General features: G+C 43.1%; 19 protein-coding genes. 14 read left to right on the top strand and 5 right to left on the bottom strand.

Annotated features, from left to right (window positions below; all coding sequences use genetic code 11):
• The first annotated feature begins 23 nt into the window (after positions 1-23).
• Together KOLE_RS07690 and KOLE_RS07695 are read left to right on the top strand one after the other, a co-directional pair.
• Positions 24-1,226 carry a 2,3-bisphosphoglycerate-independent phosphoglycerate mutase gene (locus tag KOLE_RS07690; RefSeq protein WP_015868861.1) on the top strand — a complete coding sequence of 401 codons (1,203 nt, stop codon included), beginning with the start codon at positions 24-26 and terminating at the stop codon, positions 1,224-1,226.
• Positions 1,227-1,244: 18 nt separating this feature from the next.
• Complete coding sequence (locus KOLE_RS07695; RefSeq protein ID WP_015868862.1) at positions 1,245-2,606, top strand: ComEC/Rec2 family competence protein; 1,362 nt, start codon at positions 1,245-1,247, stop codon at positions 2,604-2,606.
• Here KOLE_RS07695 and KOLE_RS07700 read toward each other — a convergent pair.
• The 3 genes from KOLE_RS07700 to KOLE_RS07710 form a co-directional block, all read right to left on the bottom strand.
• Positions 2,558-3,004 carry a Fur family transcriptional regulator gene (locus KOLE_RS07700; protein ID WP_015868863.1) on the bottom strand — a complete coding sequence of 149 codons (447 nt, stop codon included), beginning with the start codon at positions 3,002-3,004 and terminating at the stop codon, positions 2,558-2,560. The two genes, KOLE_RS07695 and KOLE_RS07700, sit on opposite strands and share 49 nt — an antisense overlap.
• Positions 3,005-3,103: 99 nt before the next feature.
• On the bottom strand, positions 3,104-4,132 hold the full coding sequence (gene nusA / locus KOLE_RS07705) for a transcription termination factor NusA (RefSeq protein WP_015868864.1): 1,029 nt from the start codon (positions 4,130-4,132) through the stop codon (positions 3,104-3,106).
• 18 nt (positions 4,133-4,150) lie between these two features.
• Positions 4,151-4,654: a ribosome maturation factor RimP gene (locus tag KOLE_RS07710; RefSeq protein ID WP_015868865.1), complete on the bottom strand. Its 504-nt coding sequence runs from the start codon at positions 4,652-4,654 to the stop codon at positions 4,151-4,153.
• 198 nt (positions 4,655-4,852) lie between these two features.
• On the opposite strand from KOLE_RS07710, the gene KOLE_RS07715 reads away from it, so the two are divergent.
• The 10 genes from KOLE_RS07715 (at position 4,853) to miaB (ending at position 13,562) form a co-directional block, all read left to right on the top strand.
• Positions 4,853-5,788 carry an ABC transporter substrate-binding protein gene (locus KOLE_RS07715; RefSeq protein ID WP_015868866.1) on the top strand — a complete coding sequence of 312 codons (936 nt, stop codon included), beginning with the start codon at positions 4,853-4,855 and terminating at the stop codon, positions 5,786-5,788.
• A complete protein-coding gene (locus KOLE_RS07720) occupies positions 5,778-6,527 on the top strand; it encodes an ABC transporter permease (RefSeq protein ID WP_015868867.1) in 750 nt (249 codons plus the stop codon). Before KOLE_RS07715 ends, KOLE_RS07720 begins: the two co-directional genes overlap by 11 nt.
• Positions 6,511-7,200: an ABC transporter ATP-binding protein gene (locus tag KOLE_RS07725; RefSeq protein WP_015868868.1), complete on the top strand. Its 690-nt coding sequence runs from the start codon at positions 6,511-6,513 to the stop codon at positions 7,198-7,200. Before KOLE_RS07720 ends, KOLE_RS07725 begins: the two co-directional genes overlap by 17 nt.
• Before the next feature lie 71 nt (positions 7,201-7,271).
• Complete coding sequence (locus KOLE_RS07730; protein WP_015868869.1) at positions 7,272-7,829, top strand: YceD family protein; 558 nt, start codon at positions 7,272-7,274, stop codon at positions 7,827-7,829.
• 2 nt (positions 7,830-7,831) lie between these two features.
• The gene (gene rpmF / locus KOLE_RS07735; protein ID WP_015868870.1) at positions 7,832-8,014 is read left to right on the top strand and encodes a 50S ribosomal protein L32; all 183 of its coding nucleotides are present in this window, start codon (positions 7,832-7,834) and stop codon (positions 8,012-8,014) included.
• Between the two features lie 11 nt (positions 8,015-8,025).
• The gene (gene plsX, locus KOLE_RS07740; protein WP_193334264.1) at positions 8,026-9,018 is read left to right on the top strand and encodes a phosphate acyltransferase PlsX; all 993 of its coding nucleotides are present in this window, start codon (positions 8,026-8,028) and stop codon (positions 9,016-9,018) included.
• 2 nt (positions 9,019-9,020) lie between these two features.
• On the top strand, positions 9,021-10,847 hold the full coding sequence (gene glmS, locus KOLE_RS07745) for a glutamine--fructose-6-phosphate transaminase (isomerizing) (RefSeq protein WP_015868872.1): 1,827 nt from the start codon (positions 9,021-9,023) through the stop codon (positions 10,845-10,847).
• Positions 10,848-10,880: 33 nt separating this feature from the next.
• On the top strand, positions 10,881-11,231 hold the full coding sequence (gene rsfS, locus KOLE_RS07750; protein WP_015868873.1) for a ribosome silencing factor: 351 nt from the start codon (positions 10,881-10,883) through the stop codon (positions 11,229-11,231).
• A 95-nt stretch (positions 11,232-11,326) separates the two neighbouring features.
• Positions 11,327-12,154, top strand: coding sequence for a 30S ribosomal protein S2 (gene rpsB / locus KOLE_RS07755; RefSeq protein ID WP_015868874.1), 828 nt, complete (start codon positions 11,327-11,329; stop codon positions 12,152-12,154).
• Between the two features lie 85 nt (positions 12,155-12,239).
• Entirely contained in the window at positions 12,240-13,562 is a 1,323-nt protein-coding gene (gene miaB, locus KOLE_RS07760) for a tRNA (N6-isopentenyl adenosine(37)-C2)-methylthiotransferase MiaB (protein ID WP_015868875.1), read from the top strand.
• A 15-nt stretch (positions 13,563-13,577) separates the two neighbouring features.
• Here the strand turns inward: miaB and KOLE_RS07765 are convergent, their stop codons facing one another.
• Together KOLE_RS07765 and xseA are read right to left on the bottom strand one after the other, a co-directional pair.
• Positions 13,578-13,865, bottom strand: coding sequence for an exodeoxyribonuclease VII small subunit (locus KOLE_RS07765; protein WP_015868876.1), 288 nt, complete (start codon positions 13,863-13,865; stop codon positions 13,578-13,580).
• A gap of 7 nt (positions 13,866-13,872) precedes the next feature.
• Positions 13,873-15,402, bottom strand: a complete 1,530-nt coding sequence (gene xseA, locus KOLE_RS07770; protein ID WP_015868877.1) for an exodeoxyribonuclease VII large subunit — start codon at positions 15,400-15,402, stop codon at positions 13,873-13,875.
• A gap of 86 nt (positions 15,403-15,488) precedes the next feature.
• Here xseA and panD point away from each other — a divergent pair, with 86 nt between their 5' ends.
• Together panD and KOLE_RS07780 are read left to right on the top strand one after the other, a co-directional pair.
• A complete protein-coding gene (gene panD / locus KOLE_RS07775) occupies positions 15,489-15,836 on the top strand; it encodes an aspartate 1-decarboxylase (RefSeq protein WP_015868878.1) in 348 nt (115 codons plus the stop codon).
• A gap of 1 nt (position 15,837) precedes the next feature.
• Positions 15,838-17,118, top strand: coding sequence for a nucleotidyltransferase (locus KOLE_RS07780; RefSeq protein ID WP_015868879.1), 1,281 nt, complete (start codon positions 15,838-15,840; stop codon positions 17,116-17,118).
• Positions 17,119-17,126: the final 8 nt, after the last annotated feature.

Raw genomic sequence — 17,126 nt, forward strand, 5'->3', positions numbered from 1 at the left:
CAGCAAAAAAAGGAGGAGATACGATGGATAGACAGGAGTTTATCAGCAAACTGGTAACCAGGAACGATACAAAAATAGTTTTGCTCGTTATGGATGGTGTTGGAGATTTACCTGTGAACGGTAGGACACCTCTTCAGGCTGCTCGTACACCAAATCTCGATGCGCTGGCGAAGAAATCTGAACTTGGACAGGCCGTTCCGGTAATTCCAGGTGTTACACCAGGGAGTGGACCGGGACATCTCGGACTTTTTGGATATGATCCGATAAAGTATCAGATTGGAAGGGGCATTCTTGAAGCACTTGGTTCTGACGTCGAAGTTGGTGAAAAGGATCTTGTGGCACGTGCTAACTTTGCTACCATCGATGGGGATACCGTTGTTGATAGAAGAGCGGGAAGGCCGGCAACGGAAGAAAGTGCAAAGGTTGTAGAAAAACTTGCGGAAGAAATAAAGAAAATAGAGGATATAGAGATATCGCTTTATCCCGGTAAGGAACACAGATTTGTTGTTAAGTTCACTGGTGAGGGGCTGGATGAAAGGATTTGCGATGCGGACCCACAAAAGACGGGACTTCCAATAGTGTGGGCTGAAGCCCTCGTACCGGAAGCAGAAAAAACCGCCAGAGTTGTCAATGAATTTCTCAGGAGGGTAAAGGAGATTTTGAAGGATGAAGAAAAAATGAATTTTGCTCTTTTGAGAGGATTCTCAAAGTACCCGCAGATCCCCAATTTTGAGGAGGTTTACAAGTTAAGGGCTGCTGCTATAGCTACATACCCAATGTACAGAGGGCTGGCAAAACTTGTCGGCATGAACGTTGTTGCGACAGGTACAACGATTAAAGATGAGGTAGAAACCCTCAAAGAGATCTGGAACGATTATGATTTCTTCTTCTTTCATGTAAAGAAGACAGATTCTTACGGTGAAGACGGTAACTTTGAATCGAAGGTTCACGTTATTGAAGAGGTTGATGATCTGCTTCCAGAAATTCTGGCTCTGAATCCTGATGTTCTTGTTGTAACGGGTGACCATTCGACACCCGTACCCATGAAAGCACACAGCTGGCATCCCGTTCCATTTATGGTTTATTCCGGATACGTTCGTGCGGGTGCCAGTGAAAAGTTCGATGAGTTTGAGTGTGCGCGTGGGGTTATCGGTACCATATATGCGGTTGATGAGATTCCATTGATGCTTGCCCATGCCATGAGACTTGAAAAATACGGAGCGTAAGGGAGGAGGTATCCTCCCTTGCCTCTTTTTTTCCTTTTTCTTTCACTTGCTTTTGGGGTATCTTCTGGAATTTCGATGCATTTTACGCTCTGGAGTACCACAGCGCTCTTTTTTCTTTTTGTAGCTTTTCTTTTTATTACCCGAAAAAATAGGCTGGTTGTTTTTATTTCCGTGTTTTGGTTATTTGGTATACTTCTTGGATACAGTACTTTCCCGGTTTTAGAGAATTCGCAGGTTGAATACGTTGGAATCGTGGAGAAGGTTGAATGGGAGAGAAGTGTCGTAGCCTCTTCTGGATATATGCTCGAAGAAGGTTCATGGAAGAAACTTCGCATACCTGTAAAAATAAAATTGCCGAAGTTGAGAAATTATCAAAAAGCACCGGAAGACAGGCAGGTTATCTGGGTTGCCGGAGAGCTTCGTAAGGTCAATAGGTATCCTTTCTATGAAATCACCGCTGAGATTTTCGGAGTTGCACCTTCGTTTGGGCCTGTGGATAGACTTGCCGGTAACACCAGAGAATACTTTGAACGCAGACTAACAGGGGCAGGGATTAATTCGGCGATTCCTTTCGCTTTGTTTCTTGGGAATAAGAGCAAGCTCTCCTATGGTCTAAGGAAGGCTATAAATGATCTCGGTCTCTCGCATATTTTTGCCGTCTCGGGAATGCATGTGGGAATTTTTTATCTTATAACGGAAATGCTTCTTGCAGTGTTTTTGTTGCCAAAAAGGTTTAGGCTACTTACCGTTGTGCTCCTGCTTTTACTTTATATATTGTCAACAGGACCATCGATTTCAGCGACAAGGGCATTCCTTGTTTTCGCACTGTACAGTTTTTTTGCCTGTTTGGATTATCCTCAACATCCCTTGAACATTCTCGGATTTGCTGGTATTCTGATGCTGGTTCATTCTCCAATAATAATAGCTTCGGTCGCTTTTCAACTTAGTTTTGTAGCTACCGCCGGGATTCTCATTTTGCTTCCCATACTTATGGCAGGGAATTCGGGGCTCTTTAAGGGGATGGTATCGGTAAGCATTGCCGCACAAATAGCAGTATTTCCTTTGACTGTGGTGACTTTTGAAGCTGTACCTCTTTTGACTATTCCATTAACAATCGTCATGGTACCTTTTTTTGTTTTCCCAATATTCGTCGGTCTGATTTTGACCATCGTTTTTTCATCACTAAAAATAATCCCCCTTGCAATCATAACAGCAAAGGGGGTAAATTTTCTGTCTTTGTTTTTTGAAAAAGGGCTTCACAAAATTTCAGAGCTTGGACTGATAGTAACTGTACCTTTTCCGTGGTCTTATTTTGTGGCGTTGTTAGTCTCTTATTCTTTGTTTGCAATACTCTTCTGGCATTCAGAGCAAAGCCCGTAAAACTTAAGTTGGTGGTCGGTTATTTTGAAACCGGTTTTTTCCTCTATGAGATTCTCAAGACCATCGAGAAGATCTTCCGGAAATTCGATAACCTTACCGCAGCTGTTACATACCAGGTGGTGGTGATGATGTTCACCTTTATCGACGAGCTCGTAACGAACCACACCATCACGAAAAACGATTTTTCTGAGAAGGCCTACCTCCGTTAAAAGTTCCACCGTTCTGTAAACCGTAGCCTTACTTATTCGAAGCCTTCTTTCAAGCACCTTTCTGTAGACTTCCTCGGCGCTCATATGTTCTTCTCCGGATTCCATGAAAGCTTTCAATATCAACTCTCTTTGGGCGGTCATTCTTTGTTTTCTCTTGCGCAACTCACTTCTAAGAATGTCTTGCTTCACTTTCAAAACCTCCCTGCCAAAACTGTTGGTGAATAAGGATCATCAGATTCATTTTACATGAGTTCATTTACAGAGAGTAGGTAATATGTTACAAAATATCTACATCAAAGGTTTGATGTCAACCTTCCAGCCGGTTAATTTTGCTGCAAGCCTGGCATTTTGACCACCTTTTCCAATTGCGAGTGAGAGCTGTGTGGGAGAAACATAGACAACGGCCTCACGGTTTGCGGAACTGACTATTTTAACCTCCACGGCTGTGGCTGGAGCTATTGCATTACCGACGAATTCTGCCGGATCGTCGCTCCATTTTAATATGTCAACCTTCTCAGGCCTTATTTCGCGCAGAACCTCTGCGATTCTGACCCCGCCTTCACCAATGCAGGCTCCTATGGGATCTACTTTGGGATTGGTAGATGCAACGGCAACCTTTGTCCTGATACCTTCTTCCCTTGCGACGGCTTTAACCACCACATCACCGCTCTCGATTTCTGGAACCTGGAGTTTTAACAACTCCACTACGAACTCTGTCCCTTTTCTGGTAACGAGAATCTTTGGACCTTTCGTTGTTCTGACGACATCTACTACGAATACCTTTATAAAACTGCCTGCCCTGAGCCTCTCGCCGGGAATCATTTCGCGGGTAGGAAGCCTTGATTCAAGTTTTCCTATTCTTATGTCAGCCCAGTTTTCGGTTACTCTGAGTATTTCTGCTGTGGTGACGGAACCTTTAAGTGCAGAATACGTCTGGAAAAGATTTTCCTTCTCCATTTCCCGAATTTTCTGAATCAAAACCTGTCTGGCCGTTTGAGCGGCTATTCTCTTGAATTTCTTTATATTGAGCTTTCTGTAGACATAACCATCGATCTCAGCATCAGAATCTATCTTCTTAGCTTCTGAAAGAGTGATCTCACGATAAGGGTTCTCAACTTCGTCAACAACCTTTAATTTTTCATATATGGCGATATCACCGGTGAGACGGTCTATCCTAACTTCAACCTCATTTTCGGTGCCAAAGTTTTTTCTATAAGCGCTCTGGAGTGCTTTTTCAAGAATACTGATAACTTCGTCTTTTTTAATATTTTTTTCTTCTTCAAGTTGTTCCAGCGCTTCCAGAAGATTGAGATTCATCTTCTGCACCTCCCAAGATTACCGTTCAAGTCTCAAATTTGCTTTCTTTATCATTCTGTATTCAACTTCAAATGTCCTGTTGCTGTCAGCCTCGATTATGGTCACGAGGTCTTCATTGGCATTAATTAGCTGGCCTACAAGCACAGAACGGTTTTCCAGAGGTTCTTTTAACACGATCTTTACGGATTTACCGGTGAATCTCATGAAATCCCCGGGTTTTCTGAGTTCCCTTTCAGCACCTGGTGATTCAATCACCAGATTGTAAGAAGAGCTTATTATTTCGGTTTCGTCAAGCTTCTTTTCGAATGCGCGAGAGAAATTTTCGCAATCTGAGATCGAAATATAACCGTCTTCTTTATCTATCGCAACTGTCAGAACCGCTCTTCTTCTTCCCTTACCAAAGGTCAGTTTGTATATCTCGTATCCCAACTCTTCTGCCACTTCTTCAGCTAGCTTCCTCAATTTTTCCGTTAGCTCATACATCCCATCCACCACTTCCATACTAATAAAAATAGAGGGCACAAACAGCCCTCTCCCTTAGGGAGTATTCACTAATTTAATTATATACATTTCCTGGTTATCAGTCAAGCGAAATGTATCTGAATTTATAGATAGTTGTTAGAGCTTATCCTCCGGCTGCTTTTCCCGGGATAATCCGCAGCTAACACGGTGTGATGGTTTTCCTTTCTGGTGTATAATTTATTTGAAGGAGGTGGTACGATGAAACAACTGATGGTGACGCTTCTGGTTATTGTGATGGTTGTTATAGGCTTTGGTAACTATCTCTATATAAACCCTATTGGACCAACGCTCGTTCCAATAGCACGTTTGATACATGATTCTCCAGACGGAAAGACGATCGCTGAAGGCTTTTCCATTGAGTTCTGGAAAACCGTTGATCAGGCTTTAGCACTCGTGATAAGTGGAAAAGCCGATTTTGCTCTTCTTCCCGTCACTATCGGTGCAAAACTTGCTGCAGAGGGTGTTCCGATAAAACTCGCGGCAGTTTCCATGTGGGGCGGTTTTTATTTTGTTTCCCGTAATGAGCCTATTGAAGGTGTTGAAGATCTATTGGGAAAGGCTGTTTACACGCTTCATGCCCCCGGACAAACGGCGGATGTTATACTGCGTGGTGTACTTGAAAAACTGGGGTATGAGGTGAATAAGGACATTAGGATCGTTTATGTGGCGGGACCAGAAGCGTTGCAATTATTCGCTGCCGGAAAAGCCGATATACTTTTGCTTCCTGAACCTTTCGCTTCTTTAGCCCAGGCCAAGGTGAAGGGGTCTATTAAATCCATGAGTATCGATGAATTGTGGAGAATTCTGAGCCCTGGAAATGGTCCGATACCGAGTTCCGGGATCTTTGTTAGAAAAGATGTGGACCCAACCGTTGTTGATCTATTCCTTCTTCTTTATAAACAATCTTTGACCCTTTCTCTTCAGGATCTGGAGCTCACCGCGTCGATTGTTTCCGAAGCGATGGGTGGATTTCCCGTTCCAATATTGAAGAAGTCCTTTTCAGGAATAGACTACGAATTCAAAGCAGCTTCTGAAATAAAAGATGAAGTGGTTTCCTATCTGGAAACGTTAAGAGAACTTGATGAATCTTTAGTTGGTGATTTAAATTTTGACGAGTTTTTCTATGAGAAATAGTCAACTTGGCCTGTTTGCAGCTATATTGATAATTCTTGGGATCTGGGAGCTTGCATACCTCGCGGTAGGCAATTCCCTTTTGCTTCCAGGACCAATTACAACCTTCAAAAGGCTGGGAGAACTGTGCACGAACCTTGAGTTTTATCTCACGGTTTTCACAACCTTTTCAAAGGCAGTTCTTGGTTTGGCTCTAGCTCTTATCGCTGGCGTGCTCGCTGGTTTTTCCATGGGGCTCTCCAGGACGATATATACGCTTTTTAGGCCCCTGGTGATTGTCATGCAGTCTGTTCCAATCGTATCGTGGCTGGCTTTAGCGGTGTTGTGGTGGGGTATTGGTTTCAGGTCACCTGTGTACATAGTTTTTCTCACACTTTTTCCGATTATCACATTGAATATTGTTGAGGGTGTACGTAACGTAGATGTCAAGCTCGTTGAAATGGCAAAGGTTTTTTCGGTCAGTAAATCACGTATTTTTAAGGACATTTATTTCGGGTCGACCTTACCGTTTATAGCTTCGTCTTTGAGAATAAGTGTTGGTGTTATGTGGAAATCCGTTGCTGTGGCTGAATTTATGGTAGGAACTACCGGTATAGGAAGGAAAATATTCGACGCTAAATCGTACCTTGAAACCACTGATGTCTTTGCTTATACCCTTGTTCTGGTGATTCTCGGGATATTGAGCGAGAAGATGCTCGATCAGTTTGCGAAAAGGACTTTTAGGTATGTTGATAAAAGCTGAAGGTGTATCAAAGTCTTTCGGGAATAATCAAGTGATTCAGAATTTGTACCTCTCCGTTACTGAGGGGGAATTTTTATCCGTACTAGGGAGCTCGGGATGCGGTAAAACGACCCTCTTGAGGTTACTGGCCGGGATTCTAAAGCCTGATTCCGGGAGGATTGCAACGAATCGCTCGAGGATAGGTTTTGTTTTTCAGGATGATAGGCTGATTCCGTGGAAAAATGTTTTGTACAATGTTTCTCTGGTGTCTTCCGAAGAAAGAGCGAAAAAGATGTTGAAAAGGGTTGAGCTTGCAGATGCGCTGTACAAGTATCCCGGCGAATTGAGCGGTGGAATGGCAAAGAGGGTTAATCTTGCGCGTGCCCTGAGCTATAATCCTGAAATTTTGTTTCTGGATGAACCTTTTTCTTCTTTAGATGTGGTAACCAGGGAAAAGATGATGGAATTAATTGCCTCGCTCTGGAAGGAAGTGAATTTAACAATAATCATGGTTACCCACGACCCGCTTGAAGCTGCTGAGCTGTCCACCAGGGTTGTGGTATCTTCGAAGGGGTTCAAAAGGCTTCAAGAATTTGAACTCGGGGATCCAGGTGGAAGAACCTTTGAAGAAAATGCCAGAATTTCAAAGAAACTGCTCGATTCGCTAAGGAAAGTGTCGGATTTTGTTCAATAAAACGTCTAATAAACGCAACCCCGTTGTTGTAGCATTGCAACGCTGAAGATTTGAAAAGAGGGAGAAAGACAATGGTGAAAGTGACGGAACTTTTAATAGACTTGAATTCCTTTGAATCGAGAAAAGAGATCGATGTGGCTTTTGATAATCCTTTTGCTGAAATCAAATGTAGCACGCAGATAGTGGTGCATGCAGTTCTTTATAAGACCAGGGATTCAGTTGTACTGACTGGTGATATCCAAACAGTGGTGATTGACAAGTGCGCACGGTGCTTGAAGGATGTCGAAGTACCAATAAATGGAACACTTGAAGCGGTATATATACCTTTTAATAAGTACATAAAAGAAATAAAAGATGGCCCGGTAGATAATCTTGAAAACACTTTGCCGTTAAAAGAGGAAGTATTAGACTTGTCAGATCGAGTCATTGAGGCTATAATAGTGGAGATACCGCAGAAGGTTCTTTGTGTGGAAGACTGTAGAGGGCTCTGCCCAGTTTGTGGAGTTGATTTGAACGAAAATCCGGATCATTTCTGTGAAGGTAAGGAAGAACCGAGTGATAAGTGGCACTCGCTTCTTGGTGAATTGAAAAAGAATATTGTTGATAATAATTCTGACTGGGAGGGATAAAAGTGGCTGTACCCAAGCAAAAGCGTTCGCGCTCCAGGACACATCATAAGCGTGTGAAGATCTATAGGCCTATAAAGGTCGCTGTTTCTGTTTGCCCGAATTGTGGCGAACCAAAGGAACCTCATAGAGTTTGTCTGCACTGCGGATACTATGGAGGCAAACAAATACTTGAAATAGGTGAATGAATATGTCAGGGATAAAAATAGCCCTGGATGTATATGGTGGAGATCTGGCGCCCGATGTAAACATCGATGGCGCCATTTTAGCTTTGAAGGGGCTGAAAGATCTTGAGATTACGCTGGTAGGCAAAAAAGATGAGATTAATAGATTGTTGGAGAAAAGAGGTTTTGCCAGCGAACGCTTGAGTATCTATGATGCTCCGGACGTTTTTGGAATGGCCGAAAAACCATCCCAATTGTTGAGAAAGAGGAATTCATCACTTTTCAAAACTGCTGAACTTGTCAAGAAGAACGAAGTCGATGCCATGGTATCCGCTGGAAACACCGGTGGGGTTCTTGTGGCCGGCCTTTTTGTTGTGGGCAGGATTAAGGGAATCGAGAGAGGGGCCATTGCTGTTCCCATATCCAGCAAAAGAGGTTTTACTGTGCTCCTGGATTGTGGCGCGAATCTTGAGGTTCGACCGGGGCATCTGAGAGATTTTGCTAAGATGGGGTTCGAATATGCAAGAATTCTCGGGAAGGAGTCCCCACTGGTAGGGTTATTGAACGTTGGTGAGGAAGAGGAAAAGGGCACGGAGTTAGTAAAAGAAGCCTTTGGAATGATAAAAGAAGCTTTAGGTGAAACCTTCGTTGGAAACGTTGAAGGAAGAGACATCCTTTATGGTAATGTGGATGTTGTGGTAACCGATGGGTTTAAGGGAAATGTTGCTATGAAGACCATAGAAGGAACCGCCAAATTCATAGGGGATCTTCTTAAGATGCATATAAAACAGGCTGGAATATTGGGGCTGCTTGGAGGATTGCTTCTGAAGGGGGCTTTCAATAATTTGAAGAAGAGCCTGGATCCGAGGATCTATGGGGGAGCATTTATTCTCGGGGTCAAGGGTGTTGTGGTAAAAGCACACGGGAATTCTGATGCGCTGGCGATTTCAAATGCCATAAAAGTGGCTTGTAACGGTGTCAAAGGCAGACTCGTGGAGAAGTTGGAAGCACGATTTGGGAGTGAATAGGTGTGTGCGGGATAGTTGGGATAGTTGGTAGAGAGTTCTACCTGGAGCAACTCATGAAGGGGCTTAAGAAACTCGAATACAGAGGATACGATTCTTCAGGTGTGGCTTATGTTGAAAACGGGGAACTTATTATAAGGAAAGCCGTTGGAAGGATAGCTGCTCTTGAGGAGAAACTTGGAAAGGAAAACAAAAATAAGATACCTATTGGGATAGCACATACGCGCTGGGCCACACACGGGATCCCATCTGATGTAAACGCTCATCCACATATAGACTGCTCCGGCAAACTTGCTGTGGTTCATAATGGGATTATAGAAAATCATACGGAATTAAAAGCAAGGCTTCAGAGAAAAGGGCACGTTTTCAAATCTGATACGGATACGGAGGTTATTGCACACCTTATAGAGGAGCATTTTAATGGGTCTCTCCTTGATGCCGTCAGACATGCGCTTGTGGACCTTGAGGGTGCTTATGCCATAGCGGTGGTTCATGTGGACGTTCCGGATAGAATTGTTGCCGCACGAAAGGGAAGTCCTCTTGTTGTTGGTGCGAATGGCGATGGTGCATACCTCGCATCCGATGTTACTCCATTGCTACATTACATACGGGATGTTTATTTCATAGAGGATGGAGATGTGGCACTTCTGAGTGCAGGCGAGGTCAAAATTTTCAGGACTGATGGCACACGTGTTTCCAGACCTTTAACTCATATAAATTGGACGGAGGATGCTGCGGAGAAAGGCGGATATCCTCATTTTATGTTGAAAGAGATCTTTGAAGAACCACAGGTTATCAGAAATGCCATAACCGGAAGAGTAAAGAACGGGAAAACAATTATAGCGGAACTGGAATCGATAGCCGATAAACTCAAAACCACCCGTAATGTGCAGGTAGTTGCCTGTGGCACCAGTTATCATGCCGGGCTCGTTTTCAAGAGATTTCTTGAAGAATATGCGGCGTTGAATGTTGAGATCGATGTGGCTTCAGAGTTCAGATATAGAAAGATAAAATTCGATGAAGATACCATCGTTGTCGCTATATCCCAATCGGGAGAAACAGCTGATACCCTTGAAGGGATTAGAATCGCAAAGGCTAGAGGTGCTACGATAATCGCGGTGACGAATGTTGTTGGTTCAACGATTTCTCGTGAAAGTCATGCTGTTGTTTATCTCAACGCGGGACCTGAAATAGGCGTCGCCGCAACGAAAACCTATGTTTCTCAATTGACAGTTTTGTTATTGATAGCCAGTTATATCGCCCAGCTCCGAGGTTTCGGGGATAAAAAGCTGATGCAGATAGTAAATGAAATCGAAGGTATGCCAACGATATTTGAAAGCATTCTCGCTACTTCAAATGACCTGACCCGGGAACTGGCGAAGGAGTACTTCGATTACATTCATTTCATGTACATAGGGCGTGGATACGGTTATCCGAGTGCACTTGAAGGCGCGTTGAAACTCAAAGAGATAAGTTACATCCATGCATCAGCTTATCAGGCTGGTGAGCTGAAACACGGGCCTATCGCGCTTTTAGATAGGAAGTTTCCGGTGTTTGCAATTGTTCCTGATGATTCGTTGAAAACTAAAACCCTTTCAAACATAATGGAGACCCGTGCGCGCGACGCCAAAGTGGTAGCGATTTGTACTGAAGGCGACCAGGCGGTTGCGCGTATAGTTAATAGCAGAATTGAGGTTCCGAAGGTATCAGAGCCGTTGTATCCGCTTGTTATGTCGCCCTATCTACAGTTGTTTGCTTATCATGTTGCTGTTATGCGCGGCCATGATCCGGATAAGCCGAGGAATCTCGCGAAAAGCGTAACCGTTGAATAAAAAACATAACCCAACAAATCGGGAGGTGACCTTTTGGACGGGAATATAAGAGAGATTGTAAAGATTCTTTATGACAAGGAGGCAGCGGATATCGTTCTTTTGGACGTTTCTGAAGTCTCTAACCTTACGAGTTATTTTGTAATAGCGACCGCTAACTCCGATCCGCATATGGAAGCGTTGAGAGATGGAATACTCGATTTCTTAGAAAAACATAACGTTCCTGTAATTTATTACGATAAGGGTAAAGGCTATGATTGGATGGTAATAGATTGTGGTTATTTTATCGTGCACATCTTTAGCAATAGAGGAAGGGAATTTTACGCACTTGAAGATCTCTGGTTGAATGCTAAACGGTATGATGTTGAAGAAATAATCTCTTTGTGAGTTTCAATTCACACGACCGATAATTGGCTGGTCTCGGTGCCTAAGGGTCGATCAGCCGGGGTCGGAGGGAGAAAACCAAAAGTGGAGGTGTTTTTGTGGCAGTTGTAACGATGAAACAGCTTCTGGAAGCAGGTGTCCATTTTGGGCACAGGACCAGAAGATGGAATCCGAAGATGAAACCCTACATCTATGGCGAGAGAAAGGGCATTTATATCATTGACTTGCAGAAAACCCTGAAGCTTCTCGACCAGACTTATGACTACGTTAGAGAAAGAGCCCGTGAAGGGGCTACGTTTATGTTTGTTGGAACCAAGCGCCAGGCTCAGCAGATCATCGAGAATGAAGCCAAACGTTGTGGTGCGGCGTACGTAAACAACCGCTGGCTCGGTGGGCTTCTCACCAATTTCACAACCATAAGAAAGAGAATAGAGGTTTTGAAGCAGTACGAAGAGATGGAAATTAGCGGAGAACTTGATGCACTTCCCAAAAAGGAGCAAAGCAGGATCAGGAAGAAGTTAGAAAAACTGAGAAAGAATCTTAATGGTGTCAAAGATATGGAACGAATTCCTGACGTTATCTATGTTGTTGACCCGAAAAAAGAGGAAATCGCTGTCGCTGAGGCCAACAAGCTTGGGATAACAGTAATCGGGATAGCTGATACCAACTGCGACCCGGATGTTCTTGATTATCTGGTGCCAGGCAACGATGACGCTATCAGGGCTATTCAGCTTATCACCCGAACCATAGCCGATGCGATTCTTGAAGGCCGGGAAGGTATGAACCTCTCAGAGGAAGCTGCCGAGGTTGTCGAAGAGACAAAAGAAGAACCAGAAGAAAAAAGCGTTGAAGAAGAAAAGGTCGTTGAGGTCGAGGTTTCGGAGGCTTCCGATGATGAAACGCAAAATAGCAAAGAAGAACTCTGAGGATTTCTGAAGATGGTAAAAGCGACGGCGTGGATGCCGTCGCTTTTTTGTAACGGTTGAAAAAACACATAGAGGTGATATCACGATGAAAATAGCTTTCAGAACCTTTGGATGCCAAATGAATGTGAACGATACGGAAACTATGGCCGGCATTCTCAAATCGAATGGGTATGTGATTGTCGATAATGAAGAAGAAGCTGATGTTGTTATCGTTAACACCTGTGCGGTTAGAGAGAAGGCCGAGAAAAAACTTTATGGAAAACTTGGAAGACTGAGATCCCTGAAGAAGAAAAACAGGAACCTGATAATCGGCGTTTCCGGTTGTGTGGCCGAGAAAGAAAAAGAGGCCCTTTTGAAGCGCGAAGAGGTGAACTTTGTCTTCGGGACTCGAAGTATATCAAGGGTTAATGAATTTTTGGAGAGAGCTATTAAGGGAGAGCGCTTTGTCGAGTTATCGGATTTCATAGACGAAATTAATTCAAGCACCCCACGATTAAGAACTAGTCGTCATCATGCTTGGGTGACGATAATCTATGGCTGCAACAAATTTTGTTCGTATTGTATCGTTCCTTATACTAGAGGGAGAGAAAAAAGCAGGTCCATGGAAGACATACTCAATGAAGTCAAAAGGCTCGCCTCAAAGGGCTATAGAGAGGTAACATATCTAGGGCAAAATGTGGATTCTTACGGCAAAGATCTTGCTGATGGCAGCACCCTTGCGAAGTTGATAAGAGAGACCCTCAAGATAGAGCAGATAGAAAGAATCTGGTATCTGACATCTTACCCGAAAGATTTCAGCGACGAGTTGATCGATGTTATAGCAACCTCCAAACGTGTCTCGCGTTCTATTCATTTACCAATACAATCCGGGAGTAATAGAATACTGAAAGCAATGAATAGAGGTTACACACGTGAAGAGTATCTAGATCTTATCCGCAGGATCAGGACAAAGGTACCCGATGCTTCAATAAGCACCGATATCATTGTCGGCTTTCCGGGCGAAAGTGAAGACGATTATCTCCAGACCAAATCGCTGCTTGAAGAGGTTATTTTCGAAAGGGTTAACCTGGCAATCTATTCCCCACGGGAGGGAACGATATCAGCGAAGTATATGAAAGATGACGTTCCTCATGAAATTAAGGTGAGAAGACTTCAGGAGCTTCTGGAGCTTCAAAAATGTTTGAATAGAAAAATCAATTCGGAGTATATCGGGAAAACAGTCGAAATAATCGTCGAAGCCAAACACAAAGATGGGATGCTTTATGGTAGAACGATCAACAACAAAATCGTTTTCTTCCACGGTTCTGAAGAGTTGATAGGTTCAAAAGCGAAAATAACCATTGAAAAGACAACAGCCGGCCCTCTTTATGGCCAGCTTGTTGAAAATGAGCTCATAACTAAAAAATAACAAAAGTAAATAGATTTATCCGTTCATGAGATCGTGGTATTTCTTATCGATCTCAGCTTTTTTGTTTTGTACCACAGCAAGTTTTTCCCTGCAGAGCATTAAAAGTTCCATTCCCCTTTCATAGAGCTCAATGGCGTCTTCTATATCTATCTCATCACGCATTGAGTCAAAAAGGTCGGAGATTTTTTCAACCAGAAGCATGGCTTCTGAGAAGCGAAGTTCTTTCATTTCTTCTTCCGTGAGGGTTTCCAGAAAATCTTTGAATCCTTTCAGGTCAAGTTCATTTATATCCTGCGGAAGCATGTTATTTTCACTCCTTTACTAAATTTTTTTTCTTTGTGGTGATCTTTTCGAGGATTTCGGAACGCAGAGAACCATCTGAAAGTCTTATAAGAACCTCATCGCCTATTTTAACATCTTCAATGGATACGATAGCCTTTCCTTCTTCGTCCATTACAATGGCGCCGCCTTTTACTAAAGCGTATATTGGGTTTATTGATCGAATCTCGGCTATGTATCGCTGCAATCTTTCGCGTTGCCAGCGGTAAAAGCTTTTGGCATTGCTGCTGAAGTATCCGGTGAGTTTCTTGAAATCCCTGCTTTTTTCCATCAAAAACCTCTCGAGATCGATGATTTCCGGTGTGATCCTTTCTTCGAAGTTTTTAATCCTGCTTGATAGTTCGTTTTCATGGCGTCTGAATTCTTTTAAATTGAGCCAGAACCATTTTGTTTTTTCGTTCATGATATTCGCGGAATTTGAAATTAAATTCTTACGTGAACGGTTCAAAGCTTCTTTCATATTGTCTGTCAGAAAATCTATCCTGTTCAACCTACGAACAAAGGATAGAAGTTTTTGGTGGTCGAATTTTATCATTCTCTCGATACTGTAAGCACTAAGAATCCTTGAACGGGACTGGATATTGCTAACAAAAGAAGATAAGAGTTCCGAAAAAACTGAATCCAGCTTTTCTTCCAGTTCAGATAGGGAGTGAATATAATCCCGGTTGATCTGCGATATCTCTCTTCCGACCGCTGTCGGGGTTTCAAAGGACATACTTGCGACATAGTCGAGCAGGGTTTTATCTTCAGAATGACCGATCCCTACAATTACCGGGAGTTTTGAGGAAGCGACGGCTCTTGCTAGTGATTCGTCATCGAGATAAAGTAACCCTCCCTGAGCGCCACCGCCCCTGACGATGACGATCAGTTGATGGGCCCTATTGTTGGCCTTACCAAGAGCTGAAACGAGTTCTTTTGCTGCGCTTGCCCCCTCAATTGAAATTGGGTAATATGTAAAATCAGGGATTAAAGGGGAATCCTGGAGCATTCTTAGAAAATCGGAAAGCCCCCGGGTGTTTGGCGAAGCCAGGATGGCTATGTCAAGTATGGGTTCGCCAAGTTCAAGGAGAGAGGACAGTTGTTTTACCGGATAGAGCCCTTCGGATCTCAGTTTCTCGAGGATCTTTTGCCTGCGTTTTTCGATGGCACCTTTTCCGTAGGGTTCAATCTTGATGACTTCCACAACGTACCGATTTTGAGTAACACGAAAAACGAGCTTTCCAATGACACTGTAAAGCTCACCCTCCATTTCTTTATAACTTTCAATGCCAAGTTCATCGAGGATACTCTCCGGGTAATCTATCTGACATGGGATCTGGTACGTAAAGCTTCCGCTTCTGTATCCTTTAACAGTTTCCACCACTTCTATGTTCAAAACATTTCTTCTGTTTACTCTTGCATCGCGTACTTCCCCAAAAAACTCAACGGGTTCAGAGAAGTACTCCTCTGAAAAATCCCGTATCCATCTCATTAATTCAGAGACGCCCTTAAATCTCTTCATGTCATCGAACCTCCAAAACAATGTTATCACATAAGGAGGTTGAGTGATGTAAAATATCCTTAGAAGAAGATATGGAGGTGTTTGGTGTGTTCAGGATTATGCAAAAATCAAAGATACATAGGGCTACTGTTACAGACAAGAACCTCAATTATGAGGGAAGCATAACCATAGATTACCGGCTTATGAAATTGGCGGATATAAGGGAAAACGAGCTGGTGCAGGTCGTTAATATAAACAACGGTGAAAGATTTGAAACCTATGTCATTAAGGGTGAAGAAGGGTCTGGCGTTATCGCGTTAAATGGTGCTGCTGCCAGATTGGCGGAGATCGGTGACAGGGTTATTATAATTTCTTACGCTATTTATAACGATGATGAGTATAAACCTCCGAAGATTGTGAAGGTTACTGAGAAAAACGAACCGATCGAGAAGTAACATGAGTATCCTCGGGATAGTTGTTGAATACAATCCTTTCCACAATGGGCATCTTTTCCATTTGAAAAAGGCGAAAGAGCTCATAAACCCAGACCTGACAATTGCCGTTATGAGCGGCAACTTTGTTCAGCGTGGGGAACCAGCTATAATGGACAACTATTCCCGGGCTGAAATCGCATTAAAGGCTGGCATTGACATTGTGGTACAGCTTCCTGTTGTTTATTCCGTTCAGGATGCAGGTGGGTTTGCCCTAGGTTCTGTATGGACGTTGTCCCTTTTAGGTGTTACTGACATCGTTTTTGGCAGCGAAACGGGAAACATGAAACTTCTAGATGTTCTTTCCGATATTTTGATAGAAGAACCAACCGTATACGTGAAGTTGTTGAAGCAGCATCTGAAAACAGGTTTGTCTTTTCCAAATGCGAGGAAGGCAGCACTAAAGGACTATCTAAAGCTTCATCTTAGTGATTTTGCCGAAAGTATCCAAGAGATAGAAAGATCTAACAATATCCTGGGGCTCGAATATTTGCGTGCTATCAAACAGATCAGAAGTGATATTACGCCGCACAGCATAGTGAGAACGGGTGCTGATTACAACGACCCTTACTTTAAAGGCAGGTTTTCGAGCGCTACTGCCATCAGGAAGTTAATCATAACCGGGCAGTGGGAGAAGGTCAAACAAGCTGTTCCGGATTATTCTTACGCCATTATAAAAAGAGAGTGTGCATTGAAGAAATGCCCCGTACACCTTGAAAAAATGGGACGATTCATTCTTGGCCTGTTGAGACGGCTGGATAGGGAAGATTTCAAGAATTACTACGGGTTTACTGAAGGGCTTGATGCAAGGTTCGTTCGTTGTTCTAGACAATGTGGAGAAATATCCGAATTTCTTGAATGTGTGAAGGCCAAACGCTTTACCTTTACAAGGTTGAAGAGGCTGTTGATGAACGTGATTCTCAAACTTTCCCCGAAGCTGATAGAGCAGTCAAACAAACAGGGGCCACAGTATATTAGAGTACTTGGATTCAATGAAAATGGAAGATCGCACCTTTCAAGAATAAAGAAAAAACTGAAAGTTCCATTATTGACTACCCCATCCACATGGAAGCGGGTTATGTATAAAGCGATATCCGGTGATTTTGAGATAGACCAGGATCTTTTCCAGTTACAGATGAAGAGAGACATAATGGCAGCGGATATTTATTCTCTCTTTTTTGATGATGTTAAGGTTATAAAAGCCTCGAATGAAATGAAAAGAAGGATAATCTATATCAGGGGTTGATATTATCT

The organism is Kosmotoga olearia TBF 19.5.1 (genome assembly GCF_000023325.1).
Taxonomy (GTDB): Bacteria; Thermotogota; Thermotogae; order Petrotogales; family Kosmotogaceae; genus Kosmotoga; species Kosmotoga olearia.